The sequence below is a fragment of the Glycomyces halotolerans genome (assembly GCF_054779575.1).
The window spans coordinates 1-19,614 of record NZ_BAAGXZ010000008.1 but is presented as its reverse complement, the minus strand read 5'-3'; the positions used below and the strand labels follow the sequence as shown (position 1 = coordinate 19,614).

The following is a 19,614-nucleotide window of genomic DNA, read 5'->3' as shown; positions in this document are numbered from 1 at the left end:
ATGGACGTTGCACGGTGCCGGGTGACGATCGCCCCCGACGACTTCATCATGGACAACCACCGCGTCCACGGCGTCCGCGTGCTGCCGGGCGTGACCCTCCTCGACGTCGTCTGCCGTGTGCTGTCCCGAAAAGACATAGATCCCGCGGGCGTCACCCTGCGCGACATCGTCTTCCCCGAGCCGATCGCCGTCGGCGAATCCGCTCCCTACGAGTTCGAGGCCGCCGTCTCACTCGACGAGGACGGCGGGCGCTTCACCGTCACCGGCGTCGACAGCGGCACCGTCCACGCCCGCGGGCGCATCGCACCCGGCCCGCTCGACGTCCCCGACGCACTGGCGACCGCCCCCGACGCCGCCCGACGCGACATGGAGACCGTCTACGCCAGAGCTCGAGGCCGCGAGGTCGCCCACGGCGACCTCATGCGGTGCGACGGGCCGCTCTGGGACGACGGCGACGCCCTGCGCGCCGAAATCGCCCTGCGCCGGCCCGAGACCGAGCAGGGCTTCCACCTCCACCCCGCCGTCGCCGACGCCGCGACGCTGCTGGCCTTCTGCCGCCGCGACGAGGCCGCGGAGGCATACCTGCCGTTCGTCATCGACGCCTTCTGGGCGCCCCGGCCCCCGCGCGGGACGGTCACCGTCGAGGTGCCCGGACTCGAGCGGCTGCGCGGCGGCGGCGACCTCATGTCCAACGAACTCGTGCTGCGCGACGAACGAGGCCGGGTCTGCGCCGCCTTCCAAGCCCTGCAGTGCAAACGCATCCGCCACGCCGGCCTGATCGGCCGGGCCGACCCCGAGCCGCCGCGCGAGGCCGGAATCCGCGCCCACCTGCGCGGCCGCATCGCGCGGCTCGCCGGCACCGCCGAGGCGCACCTCGGCGACGACGTCGGCTTCTACGACCTCGGGCTCGACTCGGTGGCGCTCCTGCGCCTCGGCGAGGAGATCGAAGAGCTCGTCGGCACCACCCTCTACCCCACGCTCCTGTTCGAGTACAACACCATCGACCTCCTCGTCGAATACCTCGAGACCGAGCACGGGCCCCTCGACCCCCCGAGCGCCGACGCCCCCGAGCCACTCGACGAACCGGCCGCCGAACCCGCGACACTGCTGAACGAACCGATATGGACCCACCTCCCGGCCCCGCCGAACCGCACCGACCCTCGCGGCGCGATCGTCCTCGGCGACGCCCTGCCCGACCTCGCCGACGACCCCCGCATCGGCGACCTCCTCCGCCTCCCTTCGGACACCGACGCCCAACAGGTCGCGCGAGCCGCGGCCTCGCGCCCCGAATGCGACGCGATCCTCATGGAGACCGACGGCGGCGACCGTGCCGCCGTGCGGCTGTGGAACCTCGCCACCGCCCTCGTCGCACAGCGCCCGGCGCGCACGATCGACCTCGTCCAACTCGCCCCCGCACCACCGCGCCCCGGCACCGAGGCGCTGGCGGCGATGGGCGCCACCATCACCGCCGAGACCCCCTCGATCCGCTGCCGCCTCATCACCGGCGACGCCTCCGCCGCCGACGCCCTCGACGAGGCGGCCGCGCCACTCGAGGCGGTCACCCGCTACGACGGCGGACGCAGGCTCGTCCGGCGGTGGCGGTCCGCTCCCGTCCGCACCGAAACCGAAGCCTTCTCGTGCCGCGGCGCGCAGCTCATCACCGGCGGCTCGGGAGCCCTCGCCGGAGCCGTCGCCGAAACGCTCGCCGCCCGAGGCGCCGCGTCGATCCTGCTGCTCGGCCGCCGCGCGCCGGACGCCGCACTCAGCGACCGGCTGCGCGCACTCCAGTCAGCCGGGGCCGACGCCCACTACCTGCGAGCCGACGCCGCCGACGAAGCCTCCCTCCGAGGCGCCCTCGACGAAGCCCGGCGCCTCGCCGGACCGATCAAAGGCGTCTGGCACCTGGCCGGCGCGGTCGACGACGGCGTCTACTTCCGCAAAGACGAGGCCGCGCTGCATCGCGTGCTCGCCCCCAAGACCACCGGGACCGTCCACCTCGACGCCCTCACCGCCGCCGACCCGCTCGACCACTTCACCGTCTTCTCCTCCCTGTCGGCCTTCCACCCCAATCCCGGCCAGGCCGACTACGCCTACGCCAACGCCTTCCTCTGCGACCTGATCGCCGAACGCGAACGACGATCCGACCGCAGCGGAAGGAGCACGGCCATCGCCTGGCCCCTGTGGACCGAAGGCGGCATGAGGCCCGGCACGGCCGCCGAGCCCGGCGACCTCGCGCCCCTCGCGACCGACGCCGCCTGGAAGGCCCTCGACGCGATCTGGGCCGCCGAATCGTCCGTCACCGCCGTCACCCACGGCCCACGCCCGGACGTCCTGCCGCCCGAGCCCGCGACCGCCGAACCGACCGCCCCCGCCGCCGCACCCGCACGCGAACCGATCGCGATCGTCGGCCTCGCCGGCCGCTACCCCCGAGCCGAGACCGTCGCCGACCTGTGGCCGAACCTCCTGCACGGCCGCGACTGCGTCACCGACGTCCCCGCCGACCGCTGGCCCGACGCGGCATCCGACCTCCGCGGCCGCAAAGGCGGCTTCCTCGACCGCCCCGGCGCCTTCGACGCCGCGTTCTTCTCCATGTCCCGCAAGGAAGCCGAGCAGAGCGACCCGCAGGAGCGGCTGTTCCTCACCACGGCCTGGCACGCCGTCGAAGACGCCGGCTACGCCCCCCGCGGCCTCACCGGCCGCGTCGGCGTCTACGCGGGCGTCATGTGGAACCACTACCAACTGTGGCAAGAGGACGGCGTCGCGCCGCCGTCGATGCACGCCTCGGTCGCCAACCGCGTCTCGCACGCCCTACGCCTGAACGGACCGAGCATGGCCGTGGACACCGCCTGCTCCTCGTCCCTCACCGCCGTGCTGCTGGCCGTCGCCGCGCTGCGCTCCGGCGAGATCGACATGGCGATCGCCGGCGGCGTCAACGTCGCCGCCCACCCCCAGAAGTACCGCCAACTCGCCAAAGGCCGATTCCTCTCCGAGACCGGCCGCTGCCGCCCCTTCGGCGCCGGCGCCGACGGCTACGTGCCCGGCGAAGGCACCGGCGCGGTCGTGCTCAAGCCGCTCTCGGCGGCCCGCCGCGACCGCGACCACGTGTACGCCCTCATCGAAGGCGGCAGCCTCAACCACAACGCCGGATCCGCCGGCCTGACGGTGCCCGACCCGTCCCGGCAGGCCGCGCTCATCGCCGACGCGCTCGCCGACGCCGGCTGGGACCCCGAGACGGTCGGCCACATCGAGGCGCACGGCACCGGCACCGCCCTCGGCGACCCGATCGAAGCCGAAGCCCTGCAACGGGTCCTGCGCGGATCGCCCTGCCACGTCGGCTCGATCAAGTCGAACCTCGGCCACCTCGAAGGCGCCGCCGGGATCGCCGGACTCACCAAGACCGTGTTGCAGCTGCGACACCGCACGATCGCCCCGACCCTCCACGCCGACCCGCTCAACCCCGACATCGACTCGCGCGGCGGCCTCATCTTCCCCACGTCACCGCAGCCGTGGGACGCCCCGCCCGACCGCCCCCGCCGCGCCGGACTGAGCGCGTTCGGCGCCGGCGGCGCGAACGCCCACCTGCTGGTCGCCGAGGCCCCGCCCGAACCGGCCAGGCCCGACCCGGAACCGCGGCCCCGCCCGGTCCTGTTCTCCGCCAAGACCCCGACCGCGCTGCGAGCCGGCCTGGAAGCCATGGCCGCCTTCCTCGCCGAAGCCGACGCCGACCCGTGGCTCCTCGACGACCTCGCGTTCACCACCCAGGTCGGCCGCGAAGCGCTCCCGATCCGGTTCGCCGTCGTCGCCGCCACCGCGGCCGAACTCGCCGACGCGCTGGCACAGGCCCTCGCCTCCGGCGACGTCGACGGCCGCGCCGTCCACGCCCGAGGCGGCGACCCCGAACTCCAGCGAGCGGTCGAAGCCTGGACCGGCGGCGCCGACCCCGACCGGCCGAACTGGAACCACCCGGCGGCCAGGCGCATCTCCCTGCCCGGCTACGTCTTCGACCTCGAAGACCACTGGATCGGCCAGTGGAAGCGGCGGCACGACACCCACGAGGCGACCACCACCACCCGGGAAAGCGAGGGCACCGTGCGGACGCGGCGACTCGACGACGGCATCTTCCACCTCACCTTGGACGCCCCCTCCGGGCTGCTCACCGACGAGGCCACCGCCGAGCTCCGCGCCGGCCTCGACGCCGCCGTCGCCGACGGCGCCAGAGCCGTGGTCATCAGCGGCACCGGCGACGTCTTCAGCGCCGGCGCCGACCGTGACGCGCTCCGCTCGCTCCGGGACGGCAGCGCCCACTTCACCGACGCCCCGTTCGTCTACGAAGGCCTCGCCTCCTGCCCGGTCCCCGTGATCGCCGCGATGAACGGCCACGCCTCCGGAGGCGGCCTCGCGTTCGGCCTCCACGCCGACATGGTCGTCATGTCCCGCGACAGCGTCTACTCGGCCAACTTCGTGGCCCACGACATCACCCCCGGCATGGGCGCCACCTACATCATCGAGCAGCGATTCGGCCGCACCCTCGCCCGGGAGATGCTCTACACCGGACGCACCTACACCGGAGCGGAACTGGAGCGCCGCGGCGCCTCGGTCGCGTTCGCCGACCACGACCGCGTCCTCGACGAAGCCCTCGCCATGGCCTCGGGCGTCGCCCGCCGCGACGCCACGATCGTCGGGACGCTCAAAGCGAACCTCGGCCGCCGCAGCCTCGACGAGATGGCCCCGGTCATCGAGAACGAGTCGCACATGCACCGCGACCTCTTCGAGAACCCCGCTCCCGCGACGCCGCACCGCGACCGCGAACCCGACGCCGCCGCACCGGCCGAGGCCACCACCGAACGCGTCCGCGCCGTCGTCGAAGCCGCCGTCTGCGAGCAGCTCTACCTCTCGCCATCCGAACTCGACGTCGACCGCGAGTTCAGCGACGCCGGACTCGACTCCGTCGGAGCGGTCGACGTCGCCAAGACCGTCGCCGACGCGTTCGGCGTCGACATCGACTCCACGGCCGTCTACGACCACCCCACCCCCCAGGCCCTCACCGCCTACGCCGCCTCCCTCGTCGAACGATCCGAACGCCTGCGCGCCGGCGCCGCCCGCCCCGAAGCCGCGGTCCCCGAACCGGCCCCGGCCCCCACCGCCGCGCCGACCCCGCCCCCGCCGTCACCGGCCCCCTCCCCCTCACCGGCCCCCACCGCCGCCGACGAACCGCCGCCCGGCCCCGAGCCCATAGCCGTCATCGGCATGGCCGGCGTCTACCCCGACGCGCCCGACCTCGAACAGTTCTGGCGCAACCTCGTCGACGGCCGCGACAGCGTCCGCGACCGCGCCCGCTGGGGCGAGTACACCGTCGACGGCCGCACCCGGCCCGCCCGCGTCGCTGAGATCGACCACATCGAGCCCTTCGACTCCAAACGCTTCCGGATCTCCCCGCTCGAAGTCGAGGCCATGGACCCCCAGCAGCGGCTCTTCCTCCGCGTCGCCTGGGACTGCATCACCGACGCCGGCCAATCGACCGAAGCCGACGACGAGCGCCGCTGGGGCGTCTACGTCGGATGCAACAGCGGCGAATACCTCGACCTCATCGGCGACCGCGCCGACGGCGCGCACGCCTTCCTCGGCAACTCCAGCTCCGTGCTCGCCTCCCGCATCGCGCACCGCCTCGACCTCACCGGACCGGCCGTCGCCCTCGACACCGCCTGCTCCTCCTCGCTGACGGCCGTGCACCTCGCCTGCGAGGCCCTGCGCACCGGCGACTGCGACGCGGCCATCGCCGGCGGCGTCGCCCTCATGCTCACCTCCCGGATGCACCGGTGGTGCGACAACACCGGGATGCTCTCGCCCACCGGCACCTGCGCGCCCTACGCCGCCACCGCCGACGGCATGGTCCTCGGCGAAGGCGCCGGCGCGGTCATGCTCAAGCCCCTCAGCCGCGCCCGCGCCGACGGCGACACGATCCTGGGCCTCATCTACGCCGGAGGCATCGGCGGCGACGGCCGCACCAACGGGATCACCGCGCCGAGCGCGCGCTCGCAGACGCGGCTGCTGCGCCGCGTCCACGAACGCACCCCCTGGTCCGCCGACATCACCTATGTGGAGGGACACGGGACCGGGACGCCGCTGGGCGACCCGGTCGAAGTCAAGGCCCTCGGCGAGGCCCTCGGCCCCGACGGCCCGCTCGTGCACCTCGGCTCCGTGAAAGGCAACATCGGGCACACCACGATGGCGGCGGGCATCGCCGGGCTCCACAAGGTCCTCCTGGCGCTGCGCCACGGCCAGCTCCCGCCGACCCTGCACTTCTCCGAACCCAACCCGGAGATCGACTTCGGACGCACCCGCCTCCGCCCGGTCCACAAAGCCACCGAATGGTCCCCGGGCGAACGCGGTCGGCGCATCGCCGCCGTCAGCGGCTTCGGCTTCAGCGGCACCGGCGCGCACCTCGTCGTCGGCGAGGCCGACGGCGATACCGGACCGCGCCGGACCGAACGCGCCGACGCAGACGCGTCCGGGATGCTCTACGCCCCCGAATGGACCCCCGCCGACGCGCCGACGCCCGCCGTCGACGGCGACACGGTCGTCTACTACGGCCCGGGCGACGCCGAAGCCGCCGCCGCGATCGCCGGCGGGGGAGGACGCGCCCTCCCGTGGCCGCAGCCTTGGCAGGACCACTGCGACGCCGCCGACAACGTCGTGTTCCTCGCCCGCCAGGAGACCGGCGACGCCCCGCCCGGCGCGGCCGGACGCGCCCTGGTCCCGCTGCTGCGCTCGCTGGCCCGCGAGCACGGCGGCCGCCGCCTGCGCCTGACCCTGGTCACCGCCGGGACCGCCGACACCGGAGCCGAGGCCCCGCCGCGACCGGCCGGCTCGGAGCTCGCGGGCTTCGCCTCGAGCGCCCGCGCCGAGCAGCCGGACTGGGACGTCCGCCATCTCGACCTGCCCGCCGCCATGGACGCCGCCTCGGCGGTCTCGGCGCTGCGAAGCACGCCGACCGGATCGGCGGCGCTGCGCGAAGGCCGCTGGCTCCGCCGGGTCCTGCGCCCGGCCGCCGCCGGAGACCGGACCGGGGCCGCGTTCCGCGACGGCGGCGTCTACCTCGTCGTCGGCGGCGCCGGCGGCATCGGAGGCCGGTTGTGCCGCCATCTGGCCGAACGGCACCGCGCCCGCCTGGTCGTGCTCGGCAGGCGCTCCGAGCGGGAGGCCGCCGAGCCGCTGAACGAGCTGCGCGACTCCGGCGCCGAGGTCGCCTACGTCAGCGGCGACGTCGCCCGACGCGCCGACGTCGACCGCGCGGTCGCGACCGCGCTGGAGCGTTTCGGCGCACTGCACGGGATCGTCCATTCCGCCCTGGTGCTGCGGGACCGACCGCTCGCGGGCCTGACCCTCGACGAGGTCGAGGCCCAGTGGGAAGCGAAGCTGGCCGGATCGGTCCACCTCGGCGAGGTCGCCGAGCGCCTGGACATAGAGACGCTCGTGTTCTTCTCCTCGGCCGTCGCGTTCACCGACTCCCCGGGCCAGGCCGCCTACGCCGCCGCCAGCGCCTTCCAGGACGCCTACGCCCGCTCGCTGGACCGCCGCGTCGGCACCGCCGTGCGGGTGGTCAACTGGGGCTACTGGGGGAGCGTCGGCGCGGTGTCCTCGGCGGCCCACCGCGACCGGTTCGCGCGGCTCGACGTCGCGCCGATCGAAGTCGGCGAGGGCCTGGCCGCCTGCGAAGCGGCCCTGGCCGCAGGCCGCGTGCAGACCGTCGCCGTCAAAGTCGGCCCGGCCGGATACGCGCGGCTCGGCATCGACGCGGGGCCGGACCTCTCGGCGGCCCGGTCCGGTTTCGACGCCCTCGACCGCGCCGTCCCCGCGCTCGTCGCCGCCTCGCTGCGCCGCCGCGGCCTGACCGTCCCCGCCACCGGCGAAGTCCCTCCCGATTGGACCGTCGCCGAAGGCTGGCGCCCGCTCGCCGAGGCGGTCGCCGCCGCCCTCGCCGACCACGCCCCCGAAGCCGCGGACCTCGACGCGGCCCCGCGTCCGCTCGCGGAACTGCTGCGCGACTGCGCCGACGCCCTGCCCGACGTCATGTCCGGTCGACGGGCCGGCACCGAAGTGCTGTTCCCCGACGGCTCCACCGACCGGCTCGCGGCCTTCTACGCCGGAACGGACGGCACGGAGGCCTTCCACGACGTGGCCGCCGCGATCCTGGCCGAGCACCTCGCCTCCGCCACCGGTCCTTGCCGCGTGGTCGAGATCGGCGCCGGCACCGGCTCGGCGAGCCGCCCCGCCCTGGAGACCTGCCGGGCCTCGCGGCGACCGGTGACGTACGACTTCACCGACCTCTCCGAGGCGTTCGTGAAACGCGCGCGCACCGAACTGGCCGCCTCCTACGATTTCGCGCGCTTCTCGCGACTCGACATCGAACAGGACCCCGCCGCACAGGGCTTCGCGGCCGGGACCGCCGACGTCGTCGTGGCCTCGCACGTCCTGCACGCCACCCGCGACCTCGCCGAGACCCTCGCTCACGTCCGCGCCCTGCTCCGCCCCGGCGGCCGCCTCGTCATCGAGGAGACCACGAGCGCCAGGCCGTTCCTGACGGCCGTGTTCGGTCTCCTGCCCGGATGGTGGCGCGCCGCCGACCGCCTGACGCGGCTGCCGCACTCGCCGCTGCTGTCAGTCCCGGCATGGGAAGCGGCCCTGCGCGAAGCGGGCTTCGGCGCGGTCGCCGTCCACCGCCCCGAAGGCGCGGCCGGCGCCGACACCGACCACTGCGTCATCACCGCCGTCGCCGGGCCCGCCGAGACCCGCCCCGCCGACCTCGTCTCCTATGTCGCCGACGTCCTCGCCGAGGTCCTCAAGTTCGACCGCGACGAGATCGACGCCGACGACAACTTCGACGTGCTCGGCGTCGACTCGATCGTGGGTCTGGAGATCGTCGCCCGCCTCGAACGCGACTGGGGCGACCTCCCCGCCACGATCCTCTACGAGCACAACACGGCCGCCCGCCTCGCCCGCCACCTCGAACAGCTCGAGCCCGCGAGCCGTCCGGCCCCGGCGCCTTCCCCACCCCCGCAGGCACCCGCGCCCGACGACGGCATCGCCGTCGTCGGCGTCGCCGGGACCTACCCCGGCGCCGACGACCCCGACCGGTTCTGGGAACTGCTGCTGGAAGGCCGCAGCGCCGTCGGCGACGTCCCGCCAGGCCGCGCCGAACTGGTCGGCACCGACCCCGCCGACTGGCCTCGAGCCGGATACATCGACGACATCGACCGCTTCGACCCCGAGAGCTACGGCATCCTGCCGCGCGAGGCCGCCGCCATCAACCCCGGCGAGCGGCTCTTCCTCGACACCGCCCGGCACCTGCTCGAGCAGACCGGCCACCGAGGGGACGGCGCCGTCGCCCGCACCGGCGTCTTCGCCGGCAACATGTACGGCTCCTACGGCCAGATCGCCGCCCAGCACTGGCCGACCGGCGCCTTCCCGAACGCCCACGCCCCCTACTGGTCGGTCGCCAACCGCGTCTCCTACGTCTTCGACCTCACCGGCCCCAGCTACGCCGTCGACTCGGCGTGCTCGTCGTCGCTCCTGGCCGTCCACCTCGCCTGCGAGAGCCTTCGCCGCGGCGAATGCGACGCCGCGATCGCCGGAGGCGTCAACCTCATCCTCCACCCCGCCCACTTCCAGGCCCTCGACGGCCTGAACATGCTGTCGGCGCAGTCCGAATGCCGCGTCTTCGACGCCTCCGCCGACGGCATGGTGCCCGGCGAAGGGGTCGGCGCGGTCCTGCTCAAGCCGCTGCGCGCCGCGATCGCCGACGGCGACGACATCTGGGCCGTCCTGCGCACCGGCGCGACGAACGCGGCCGGGAAGACCAGCGGCTACACCGTCCCCAACCCGAACGAGCAGGCGCGCGTCATCGCCGCCGCCTGGGAGGCCTCGGGCCTCGACCCCGCCGAGATCGACTACGTCGAAGCGCACGGCACCGGCACCGCCCTCGGCGACCCCATCGAGCTCGCCGGGCTGCGCGGGGCCGTCCCCGACAGCGGCCGGGCACTGCCCCTCGGCTCGGTCAAAGCCAACATCGGCCACCTCGAAGGCGCGGCCGGGATCGCCGGGCTCACCCGCGTACTGCTGCAGCTGCGGCACGGACGCATCGCCCCGTGCGCCCGCCTCGACGACGTCAACCCCGCTCTCGACCTCGACGACGGACGGTTCGCGCTGCCGCGCGCGCCGCTGCCGTGGGAAGCGAACGGCCGCCCGCGCCGCGCCGGAGTCAGCTCCTTCGGCGCCGGCGGCGCCGGCGTCCACCTCGTGGTCGAAGAGCACCGAGGCCGCCCCGCACCGCTCTCCCCTTCCGAATCGCCACTGGCATCACTGCTCGTCCTCTCCGCCCGCGGCCCCGACGCGCTGCGGCGGCACGCCCGCGCCACCGCCGAGTGGCTCCGCACCCGTCCCGACGCCGACCTCGGCCCGATCTGCCACACCAGCCAGCGCCGCCGCCGCCCCATGCGGACCCGACTGGCCGTACGCGCCCGGGACCTCCCCGAGCTCGCCGACGCGCTCGAGGCGTTCGCCGACCTCGGCCAAGCCGACGGCGTGTGGCTCGACGCCGACGCCGTCACCGGCGACGACCCGGCCGCGGCGCTGAGCCGCCAGTGGCTCGAAGGCCGCCGCCCCGACTGGGCCTCCCATTGGGACGCCTTGCTGCCCAACGTCGCGCTGCCGGTCAGCCCCACCGAACCGTCCCGTCACTGGCTGGAGCCGCTCCCGACCCCCGAAACCGAGCCCGCCCCCGCCGCCCCGCAGGCCCCGGCGCCCGACGCCGACGACCTCCTCGAACACCTCCGCGCCGCGGCCGCCGAATTCCTCCTCGTCGAGCCCGCCGAAGTCGACGCCGACGGCGACCTGCTCGAGATCGGCTTCGACTCGGTCACCCTCACCGAACTGGCCGAACGCCTCAACGACACACTCGGCCTCGACCTGCTCCCCACCGTCTTCTTCGAGCACCCGACCCTCCGGCGCTGCGCCGAACACCTCCGCGACTCCCAGGCCCCGCAGCCGACCGAACCGGCCGCCCCCGCCCCGACCGAACCGGCCGCCGACACCCACGACATCGCGATCGTCGGCATGGCCGGACGATTCCCCGGCGCCGACGACCCCGACCGGTTCTGGGAGCTCCTGCGCACCGGAGCCGACCTCGTCGGGCCCCCGCCGCAAAGCCGCCGCGACCTCCTCGCCGACCCCGAACTCCGCGACGTGCAAGGCGGCTTCCTCGACTCCATCGACGACTTCGACCCGGCCCCGTTCGGCATCTCGCCGACCGAAGCCGACCTGATGGACCCGCAGCAGCGCCTCTTCCTCACCGCCGCCTGGCAGGCCATCGAACACAGCGGACGCCGCCCCGAACGACTGCGCGGCACCGCCACCGGCGTCTGGGCCGGCGTGTCCACCATCGACTACGCCGACGCGCTGCGCGGCTCCGGCGCCGCCGACCTGGCCCACACCGCCAGCGGCCTCTCGCACGCCGTGCTCGCCAACCGCGTCTCCCACCTGTTCGACCTGCGCGGCCCCAGCATGGCCGTCGACACCGCCTGCTCGTCCTCCCTGGTCGCCCTCCACAACGCCGTGACGTCCCTGCGCGGCCAAGAGACCGACTTCGCGCTCGTCGGCGGCGTCAACGCGCTGCTCAGCCCCGCCCTGTTCCGCTCATTCGAACGCTCCGGGATGCTCAGCCCCACCGGCCGCTGCCGCGGCTTCGACGCCGACGCCGACGGCTACGTCCGCGGCGAAGGCGTCGGCGTGATCCTCCTGCGCCGCCTCGCCGACGCCCGCGCCGACGGCGACCGCGTCCTGGCGGTCGTCAAAGGCACCGCCCTCGGACACGGCGGCCACGCCAACTCGCTGACCGCCCCCAACCCCGCCGCCCAAGCCGACGTGATCCTCCGCGCCCACCGCGACGCCGGTATCGACCCGGCCCGAGTCCACGCCATCGAGACCCACGGCACCGGGACCAGGCTCGGCGACCCGATCGAAGCCCAAGCGCTCACCGCCGCCTTCACCGAACTCCACCGCGACACCGGCCGCACCGAAGCCCCCAGGCAGCGCCTGCGCATCGGCACCGTCAAATCCAACATCGGCCACCTCGAGGCCGCCGCCGGCATCGCCGGAGTCATCAAAGCCGTGCAGTCCCTGCGGCACCGTGAACTGCCGCCCACCCTCCACGTCGACACCCCCAACCCGCTCCTGCGGATCGACGAGAGCCCGCTGCTGCTCAACACCGCCCCGCACCGCTGGGACGAGCCCGAGCCCCTCCACATCGGCGTCAGCTCCTTCGGCTTCGGCGGCGCCAACGCCCACGTCGTCCTCGCCTCCGTCCAGCCGCAGGACGAACCGGCGCTCGCCCCCACCGTCTTCAACCCCCGCCGCCACTGGTTCGACCGATCCGCCCCCGAACCGGTCGACCACGCCCGGCCCAACGTGCGGCTCGCCCCCGTCGACCGAGCCCGCCCCGCCTCCCCGCGCCCCGCCGCCGAACCCGCCCCGGCCCCCGCCCTCGCCGCACCCGCCGCGCCGCCGCCCGAGACCACCGACGACGACCTCGCCCTCATCGCCGGACACCTCGCCGACATCCTCGGCATCGACCCCGCCGACATCGGACCGGACACCGACCTGGACGCGCTCGGACTCGACTCGATCTTCCGCATGGACCTCGTCCGCCGCCTCCACCGCGACCGCGGCGTCACCTTCCCCGCCGCCGAGCTCTACGACATGGCCACCGTCGGACACCTCATCGCCAGGCTCCGCCACGGCGCCCCCGCCGACAGCGCCGAACCGGTCGCCGAAACCCTCGCCTCGCTCATCTCGGACGTCGTCGGCGCCCGCATCGACCCCGACGCCGACGTCGTCGAAGCCGGCATGACCTCCTTCCACATGCTCCGCGTCGTCAGCCGCCTCGAGAAACGCCTCGGCACCCTCCCCAAGACCCTCCTCTACGACCACCCGAGCCCGCGCGCGCTCGCCGACCACCTCGCGGTCGACCCCGCCCGCCTCGACGGCGTCCTCGACGACGACGCCGACACCGGCGACGTCTACCGCTGGGCCGCCGACGACGACCCCGGCTCGACCCGCGTGTTCCGCAAGAGCGAGACCGCCGCCGATCCCGACCTCGCCGACCGGGTCGAACGCATCACCGCCGCGCACGGCCGCGAAAGCGGCCTGGCCGGACGCGACATCGCGCCGCTCGGCTTCCTCGACGGCACCGGCGAGGCGTTCCTCCACTTCTCCCGCTCCGGACGCGACCTGCTGGCGTGGAACTACACCGGACCCGAATCGGCGTTCACCGGCACCGTCGCCGAATGGTTCGACTACGCCGAACGCCACGGCCTGCGCGCCAACCTGCTGTCCATGCGCCCCCTCGACCGCGCCGGCGACCACCGCCTCTCGGCCACCCCGTTCGGGGCCCTGCAGCGCCTCGAGAACCTCGCCGAGTTCACCCTCGAAGGCTCCCGCATGCGCCGCCTGCGCTACATGGTGGGCCGCTTCGCCAAAGCCGGGGCCGCCTCCGTCGTCGAGCACCGCCCCGGCACCGACCCCGACGCCGACGCCGCCGTCGTCGGACTCATCGGCTCCTGGGGCGAGGCCAAGACCATGGTCAACCCCTACGTCTCGGTCATCGTGTCCGAACTGGAGCAGGGACGCCTCGACGAGCGGCACCGCATGTTCCTGACCTACCTCGACGACCGGATCGTCAACGCCGTCATCGTCACCGACATCCCCTCCGAACGCGGCTACCTCCTCGACATGGAGTTCTACCCGCCCGACATGCCGCTCGGCGGCCTCGACTACACCATCGTCGAGATCATGGGACGCCTCCGCGACGAAGGCTGCGAGGTCTTCAGCTTCGGCGCCAGCTTCGGCGGCGACCTCACCGACGCCTCCCGCGAATCCGACACCGAACTGGCCCAGGCCCTCCGCCAACTGCGCGAAGTCGGCGCCTTCGGCCCCGGCAACTTCCAGTTCAAGAACAAGTTCCGGCCGGTCAACCACCCGCTGTACCTGTGCCAGTCCGCGACCGGCGACACCACCGGAGCGGCCGACGTCATCCTCATGATCGCCGAACCCGACCTGGAGGCCACCGCCCCCGGCCTCGCCCCGCCCCCCGAGTCCGCGCCGACCGCCGACCCGCGCGAGTCCGCCCTAGCCGCCGCCGACCACAACGTCACCGCGCTCGACGCCGAGGCCGTCGACCTCGACCTGATCACCGACTCCTGGTCCGAGTACACCGGACCGGCCGTCGCCGAACGCGCCGCCCGGCTCGCCGAGACCGCCGGCCGGCACGGCGCACTCACCTCGCCGCCCTGGCTGCGCGACCACCACCTGCACCCCGTGCCCTCCGGACGCGCCGCCGAAGCCCTCCTGTGCCGGCTGTGGCCCTACCGGCGCGGCACGGTCCTGCACGACCACGCGTTCCCGACCTGGATGACCGCGCTCGCCGAGCACGGCTTCGACGCCGAGGCCATCACCGACGAGCCCGGCCCCTTCGACCTCGCCGCCCTCGAACGCGCTCTCGAAGCCACCCCCGAAGTCGCGTTCGTCCTCCTCGAACCGCACAGCAACGCCGCCGCCGGCCGCCCGCTCACCCTCGACGACCTCGGCGCCGCCCGCGACCTGTGCCGCCGCCACGGGACACCGCTGGTCCTCGACGCCGCCCGCGCGCTCGACAACGCCCTCGACAACGCCGAGAGCGACCCCGACGCCGCCCCCTGGGAGATCCTGCGCCGCAGCCTCGCCGGGACCGCCGCGGTCACCTTGAGCCTGTCGAAGACCTTCGGCGTCGCCGGCGGCGGCGTGCTCGCCGTCGCCGCCCCCGAACTGCGACGCGCCATCGAAGCCACAGTGGCCGAACGCGGCCACGACGTCGACGCCGCCCGCCGCGCCCTCTTCGCGGCCGCGCTCCACGACACCGAATGGCCCCTCGCCGCGGCTCGCACCCGCCGCACCCGCGTCGCAAAGCTCCACCGCGCCCTCGCCGAAGCCGGAGCACCCGTGACCGACGACCCCGGCGGCCACGCCGTCTTCCTGCGCCGCGACGCCGACGCCCCGCCCGAGGCCGACGCGGCCACCGCCGCGTGGATCTACCGCCGCACCGGCGTCCGCGCCGCCCCGCACCTGACCCGAACCGGAGGACTGCGCCTGGCCGTGCCCGTCGGCATGGGCGACGACGACATCGACACCGCCGCGCGCCGACTGGCCGACCTGTGGCGCGAACGGCCGCCCGTCACCGAACTCGTCCGCGTCTCCGGGCCGGGGGAGCTGCCGCCGCGCTACCGGCCGGCCGACATCGTCCCCGACGACGTCGCCGCGTCACTGCGCGAGGCCGAGACCCCCGCCGGCGACAACGCCGCCGTGCTCGCCGAGTTCGCCGGAATCGAGACCACGACCGTGAACATCGACGGCGGCGCCGTCGAGATCGCCGACGGCGGCGAAGGCCCGCCCGTGGTCGCCTTCGGCCCCTTCAACGTCGGCGCCGGCGTCTTCGCCGACCTCTACCCCGCCCTGCGGGACCGGTGCCGCCTCATCGCCGTCCACCACCCCGGCGTCGGGGCCACCTCCTGGAACGGCGGACTCGACCTCGACTCCCTGGCCGACCTCGCCCGATCCGTGCTCGACGGGCTCGGCGTCGACGAACCGGCGATCGCGCTCGGCACCTCCTTCGGCGGCCTCATCGCCCAGAAGCTCGCGCTGCGCCACCCCGGACGCGTCGCCCGGCTCCTCCTGCTCGGCAGCTCCTACAAAGTCGGCAACCGCAAAGCCGAAGTCAACCGCCTGAGCCTGGTCGCCGAAGAGGACTTCGCGGCCGCCGACACCGACGCCGCCCTCCTGCCCCGGCTCCTGCGCTGCGAATCGATGGACCCCCAGACCGGCCTGCGGTACCTCGACGTCTTCGCCGCCGACCCCGACCTGCTGCCCGAACTGCCGAGCCTCGCGGTGCCCACGCTCATCCTCCGCGGCGAGCACGACACCGTCATCCCCGAACGGACCGCCCACCTGCTGCACGGCCTCATCCCCGGATCCGAATACCGGACCCTGCCCGGCGCCGGCCACTTCCCGACCCTCACCCACCCCGGCGCGGTCGCCGACGCGATCACCGCCCTGCTCGACGACCGGAGGCCGTCATGAGAGGCGTCACCGATGCCACCCGCACCGTCCTCGGCCCCAACCGCATCCGCCGCACCGAGACCGTCCGGCCCGCCATCAGCGGCTGCAACGCCCGGTTCTTCGGCCACGTCGGCGACTGGACCTGGGACACCGTCGCCGCGCACTGCGACACCGACGTGCTCCGCGCCGCCGACGCCGACGGCCGCCCGACCTACCTGTCGTTCTTCTACTTCCGCATCCGCTCATCGACCGGCACGCAGGCGCACCGGCTCGAATTCGGCGACCGCCTCCACGCCGACTCCGCCGTATTCGACGAGGGCACCGAATCCGTGCTCGCCCTCCACCGCATCACCCGCGCCACGCCGCCCGAACAATTCGACCTCGACGAGTTCTACCGCGGCGGCGACGACGACACCATGTACGTCGAGACGTTCAACCGCTGGGTCGCCCGCGGCGAGACCGGCGGCAACCAAGGCCTGCGCTCCTCGGCCCCCGAAGGCTTCCGCCACACGCACCTGCCCGCCGTCCCTCCCCAGCACTCCCCGCGGCGCCGCTTCCGCCACGCCCGCGACACCGGCGGCTTCGCGCCCGCCGACGACGCCGCCACGGCCCTGCCCGGCCTCCGCGTCGCGTTCCCCGTCGACCGCGTCACCGACATCAACGCCGCCGGGCTGCTCTACTTCGCCGGCTACTTCACCGTCATCGACCGCGCGCTCCTGCGGTGGTGGTGCTCGGTCGGCCGCCCCGAGGAGACCTTCGCCGAACGGACCGTCACCGAGCACGAACTGTGCTTCTTCGCCAACGCGAACGCCGACGCGACCGTCACCGTCGACATCGCCCCGCGGCGCGGCGCCGACACCGAGACGATCGACATGCGCATCACCGACGACGGACGGCTCCTGGCCGTCACCACCCTGCAGCTCGCCTTGAAAGGGCCGCGATGACCCACGACGACACCCGACCGGCCGTCCACGAGGCGATCAGGCGCGTCCTGCCCGGCCTCGACGCGATCGACGGCGACAGCCACCTCAAAGACCTCGGAGCCGACTCCATCGACCGCGTCGAGATCATCCAGGGCATCACCGGCCGGTTCGGCCTCGACGTCCCGCTCGGCACCTTCAGCGACGTCCCCGACGTCAACGGCCTCATCGCACTGGTCGACACGCTGAGGAGGAAGCCATGAGCCACGGCATCGACGACATCGGCGTGTGGGCCGGACGCGCCCGCATCGACGTGCCCGACCTGTTCGCCGGACGCGGCCTCGACCCCGCCCGGCTCGGCAACCTCGAGATGCGCTCACGCTCGGTCGGCATGCCCTGGGAAGACCCGGTCACCAACGCCGTCAACGCCGCCCGGCCCGTCCTGGACCGGCTCGACCCCGCCGACCGCGACCGCATCGAACTGCTCGTGGTCGCCACCGAATCCGGAGTGGACTACTCCAAGTCCGTCTCCTCCTATGTGCACCGCCACCTCGGCCTCTCGTCCGAATGCCGCGTCCTCGAAGCCAAGCAGGCCTGCTACGCCGCCACCGGCATCCTGCAACTGGCCACCGGCTACCTCGCCTCCGGCGCCTCCCTAGGAGCACTGGCCCTCGTCATCGCCTCCGACGTCGCCCTGGTCGACGCCCGCGCCGAATACGCCGAACCGGCCACCGGCCACGGCGCCGTGGCCCTGCTCCTCGGCAGCGAACCGCGACTGCTCACCCTCGACCGAGGCGCCTTCGGCCTCTGCAGCGCCGAAATGCTCGACTCGGCCCGCCCCGGACCCGACTTCGACATCGCCGACGTCGACCAGTCCCTGTTCGCCTACCTCGACGGCTTCAAAGCCGCCCTCGGCGCCTACCGCCGCCGCGTCCCCGAAGCCGACCCCGCCACCACCTTCGACCACCTCGCGATGCACACCCCCTTCGCCGGCATCGTCCGCGCCGCCCACCGCACCCTGCCCCGCGCCGAAGGCGTCGACGTCGAAGCCGACTACGCCAGGCGCGTCGCCCCCGGGCTCGTCTACCCCTCGCAGACCGGCAACCTGTGCTCCGGCTCGGTCTACCTCGCGCTGGCCAGCCTCGCCGACCATGTCGACCCCGAGCCCGTCCGGGTCGGCATGTACTCCTACGGCTCGGGCTCGTGCGCCGAGTTCTTCAGCGGCGTGCTGCGCCCCGGAGTCGACACCGGCGTCCAGGCGCACCTCGACGCCCGCCGCCGCATCGACTTCGCCGAGTACGAGCGACTGCTCGCCCTGACCCGCGACGTGCTGGTCCCGCACGAGCACCGCGACGTCGACCTCAGCGGCTACGAGGCCGCGGACGGCCCCGAACTGCTGTTCACGGGCGTGAAGTCGCACCACCGCCGATACGAATGGAGTTGATCGCCGTGACCGCCGACCCCGTCATGGACGCCGTCCGGGCCGCGCTCGAGGCCGTCCGGTCCGACATCGACCCGGCCCTGCTCACCCCCGACGTCACCCTCACCGAGCTGGGATGCGACTCGATGGACCGCGCCGAGATCGTCACCGTCAGCATGGTCGCCCTCGACGTCACCGTCCCGGTCGACCGGTTCGCCGACGTCAGCGATGTGCGCGGCCTCGTCGGCGTCCTCCGCGAATACTGCTCTTGACTTCCTCCCCTCCCTGTAGGGAGGGGATTCCGGTCGGTCGCCCGACTGGGTTTCCTGTTTCATCGACAGTCGCACTCGCCCTAGGAGGGTTCGTGTCTTACACCGTCTCCGCAGGCTGCGACGGCCAGCCCGGCCGCCAGAATGTTCTTCGCCGCGTTCACATCGCGGTCCTCGGTGTGCCCGCACGCGGGGCACTCGAAGACCCGCTGCGACAGCGGCACCGATGCTTTGAGCGTGCCGCACGCCGAACACGTCTTGCTGGAAGGCAGCCAACGGTCGACGGCGACCACGGTCCGGCCTGCCCATTCGGCCTTGTACTCGAGCATACGGCGGAACTCGGCCCAGGACGCGTCCGCGATCGCACGCGACAGGCGATGGTTCGCGAGCATCCCACGCACGTGCAGGTCCTCCATGGCGATCACTTGGTTCTCGTTGACCAGCCGGGTGGTGAGCTTGTGCAGGGAGTCGCGCCGCCGGTCGGCGATGCGGGCGTGGGATCGGGCGAGTTTGATCTGGGCCTTGACCCAGTTCTTGGAGCCTTTGGTCTTGCGGGACAGGTCTTTTTGTCGTCTGCGGATGCGCTCGCGGTCGCGCCGCTCATGGCGCGGGTTGGTGATCTTCTCACCGGTGGAGAGGGTGAACAAGGACGTCAGTCCGGCGTCGACCCCGACCGCCTCGGCGCGTCCGGGCCGGGTGGGGATGTCCTCCTCTACGAGCAGGGACACGAACCAACGTCCGGCCGCGTCGCGGGAGACGGTGACCGTGGAGGGCACCGCGCCGACCGGAAGTCTGCGCGACCAGCGGATCTTCAGAGGTTCGGACTGTTTGGCGAGCGTGAGTTGGCCGTTGGTGAACTTGA

Annotated in this window: 6 protein-coding genes; 5 read left to right on the top strand and 1 reads right to left on the bottom strand. The window is 73.8% G+C overall.

Going from position 1 to position 19,614, the window contains the following annotated elements; translation table 11 throughout:
• Genes ACYVL2_RS08975 through ACYVL2_RS08955 form a run of 5 tightly spaced genes read left to right on the top strand, consistent with a single transcriptional unit; the run spans position 1 to position 18,755 of the window.
• Complete coding sequence (locus tag ACYVL2_RS08975; RefSeq protein WP_460542371.1) at positions 1–16,164, top strand: SDR family NAD(P)-dependent oxidoreductase; 16,164 nt, start codon at positions 1–3, stop codon at positions 16,162–16,164.
• Positions 16,161–17,087, top strand: a complete 927-nt coding sequence (locus ACYVL2_RS08970; protein WP_460542369.1) for an LnmK family bifunctional acyltransferase/decarboxylase — start codon at positions 16,161–16,163, stop codon at positions 17,085–17,087. The genes ACYVL2_RS08975 and ACYVL2_RS08970 overlap by 4 nt, the downstream gene beginning before the upstream one ends.
• Positions 17,084–17,326 (top strand): acyl carrier protein, encoded by a 243-nt coding sequence (locus ACYVL2_RS08965; protein ID WP_460542367.1) that lies wholly within the window; start codon positions 17,084–17,086, stop codon positions 17,324–17,326. Before ACYVL2_RS08970 ends, ACYVL2_RS08965 begins: the two co-directional genes overlap by 4 nt.
• A complete protein-coding gene (locus ACYVL2_RS08960; RefSeq protein ID WP_460542365.1) occupies positions 17,323–18,507 on the top strand; it encodes a hydroxymethylglutaryl-CoA synthase family protein in 1,185 nt (394 codons plus the stop codon). The genes ACYVL2_RS08965 and ACYVL2_RS08960 overlap by 4 nt, the downstream gene beginning before the upstream one ends.
• A gap of 5 nt (positions 18,508–18,512) precedes the next feature.
• Positions 18,513–18,755, top strand: coding sequence for a phosphopantetheine-binding protein (locus tag ACYVL2_RS08955; RefSeq protein WP_460542363.1), 243 nt, complete (start codon positions 18,513–18,515; stop codon positions 18,753–18,755).
• 80 nt (positions 18,756–18,835) lie between these two features.
• On the opposite strand, the gene ACYVL2_RS08950 is transcribed toward ACYVL2_RS08955, so the two are convergent.
• Positions 18,836–19,614 (bottom strand): RNA-guided endonuclease InsQ/TnpB family protein (locus tag ACYVL2_RS08950; protein WP_460542361.1); only part of this gene is annotated, 779 nt, incomplete at its 5' end.